This window comes from Micromonospora sp. AMSO1212t, assembly GCF_008868145.1.
In the GTDB taxonomy this organism is placed as follows: Bacteria; Actinomycetota; Actinomycetes; order Mycobacteriales; family Micromonosporaceae; genus Micromonospora; species Micromonospora tulbaghiae.
In genome coordinates, this window is the sequence record NZ_WBKS01000240.1 from 1 (window position 1) to 2,481 (window position 2,481).

Here is a 2,481-nt window from a genome sequence, read left to right on the forward strand (position 1 = left end):
CTGCCCCACCCCGACGCCTGCCCCCACGCCGGCGCCGACGCCCACGCCCTCGCCCACCCGGACGCCGACCGCCTCGCCGAGCCCGACCACGCCGGGCGGTGACACCTGCGCGCTGCGGTCCCGGCCGGCCGGCAAGGTGCTCCAGGGCTACTGGGAGAACTGGGACGGCGCCGCGAACGGCGTGCACCCCGGACTCGGCTGGATCCCGATCACCGACTCCCGGATCACCGGGCACGGCTACAACGTGGTGACCGCCGCGTTCCCGGTCATCCGCGCCGACGGGACAGTGCTCTGGGAGGACGGCATGGACGCCGGCGTCAAGGTGCCCACCCCCGCGCAGGTGTGCCAGGCCAAGGCCGCCGGGCTGACCGTGCTGCTGTCCATCGGCGGCGCCACCGCCGGGATCGACCTCAGCTCCAGCGCGGTCGCCGACCGGTTCGTCGCCACCGTGGTGCCGATCCTCAAGCGGCACAACTTCGACGGCATCGACATCGACATCGAGACCGGCCTGACCGGCAGCGGGAACATCAACCAGCTCTCCCCGTCGCAGGCCAACCTGATCCGGATCATCGACGGGGTGCTGGCCCAGATGCCGGCCGGCTTCGGGCTCACCATGGCGCCGGAGACCGCGTACGTCACCGGCGGCAGCGTCACCTACGGCTCGATCTGGGGCGCGTACCTGCCGATCGTCAAGAAGTACGCCGACAACGGGCGACTGTGGTGGCTGAACATGCAGTACTACAACGGCTCGATGTACGGCTGCGCCGGTGACTCGTACCCGGCCGGCACAGTGGCCGGTTTCGTCGCGCAGACCAACTGCCTCGACGCCGGCCTGGTCGTGCAGGGCACCACCGTCCGCGTACCGCTGGACCGGCAGGTCCCCGGGCTGCCCGCGCAGGTCGGCGCCGGCGGCGGCTACATGAGCCCGGCACTGGTGGCTCAGGCGTGGAACACCTACCAGGGACGCCTGAAGGGCCTGATGACCTGGTCGGTCAACTGGGACGGGTCGAAGGGCTGGACGTTCGGCGACAACGTCCGCTCGCTCCAGGGCCGCTGAGACGCGGCGCGGGGCCCCGCCGGACGGGCGGGGCCCCGCGCCGGGTCAGCCGATCTTCTTCGGGGTGATCTTCTTCGGCGTGGTCGGCGAGTCCAGCCAGGCGTTGATCAGCGCGGTGAAGTCCCGGCCGGTCTGCTTGTTGACGAAGGCGATGAACGAGGCCCGGTCCTGCGGCGTGTTGCGCTGCTCCTGGACCCAGGCGCGGGCCAGCGCGAAGAACGCCTTGTCGCCGACCGTCCGGTGAATCTCGCGCAGCATCGCCGCCGGGCACAGGTAGACGTTGCCCTCGGCGAACCGCTTCGGGTCGGGCCGGCCGGGCGGGCCCAGCTTCTTGCGCAGGACCGCGTCACCCTCGCGGAGGTAACGGTCCAGGCTGGCCTCGCTGAGCTTCTGCGTCTCCTTGGTGTACAGGTCCTGGATGTACGTCGCCCAACCCTCGTTCAACCACAGGTCCCGCCAGGTGGTGGGCGTGACCGAGTTGCCGAACCACTGGTGGGCGTACTCGTGCATCAGGTCGCTGCCCCAGCGGTCCCGGCGGGCCGCGGTGTTCTCGATCTTCCGGCCCATCGTGATCATCTGCTGGGTCTCCATGCCAGACGCCGAGTCCACCACCACGACGCCGCCGGAGGGGAACGGGTACGGGCCGAACTTCTTCTCCAGCCAGGTCAGGTACTGCGGGGACTTCTTCAGGTACGGCAGCAGCTTGTCGTCCGCGCCCTTGCGGTACCAGTAGGTCAGCGGCACACCGCGCGGCCCCGCCGCGGTCAGCTTCTGGTACTTCCCCACCGCGAGCGTGGTCAGGTAGGTCGCGACCGGGTCGGTGCTGCGGTAGCTGAACGTGGTGCCGGACTGACCGGCGGGCGTGCCGCCGGCGATCGCGGACCAGCCCGCCGGCACCGTCACCCGGATGTCGTAGAGGGCCTCGTCCGACGGCTGGTCGTTCGCCGGGTACCAGGTGAACGCCCCGAACGGCTCCTGCATGGTCCAGAGGCCGCCCTCCTTGGTGACGGTGAGGCCCAGGGCCTCGGTGTCCTTGCGGTGCGACGGCATCGGGGTCGTCTTCGGCCGGCCGTGGTAGGTGACCACCAGGGTCACCGGCTTGTCCGCCACGACCGGGGCGGACACCGTCAGCTTCTCCTTCGCCACCGCGCCGGGAACCGTCGCGCCGTCCAGCGTGACGCTGTCGAGCTGGTAGGGCATGAAGTCGAGGACCAGACTCGGCGCGTCCTTCACCGGCCGGACCCGCAGCGTGGCGGTGCCGGTGAGGGTGGTGGTCGACGGCGCCCACTCCAGCGCGAGGTCGTAGTGCAGGACGTCCAGCGCGTTCGTGCCCCGGGCCGGATAGACCGGGTCGGCCACCGGCGTCGACCGCCCCGCCTGCCAGGCGGCGTAGTCGACGGCGGGCGCGCTCGGGCTCGGCGGGG

The 2,481-nt window shown here is 71.3% G+C and carries 2 protein-coding genes; one reads left to right on the forward strand and one right to left on the reverse strand.

Going from position 1 to position 2,481, the window contains the following annotated elements:
* The coding region (locus F8279_RS29545; protein ID WP_151501698.1) for a chitinase at window positions 1-1,057 on the forward strand (1,057 nt) is incomplete at its 5' end.
* Between the two features lie 45 nt (window positions 1,058-1,102).
* Here F8279_RS29545 and F8279_RS29550 read toward each other — a convergent pair.
* Window positions 1,103-2,481: M1 family metallopeptidase (locus F8279_RS29550; protein WP_151501699.1), on the reverse strand; the 1,379-nt coding region annotated here is incomplete at its 5' end.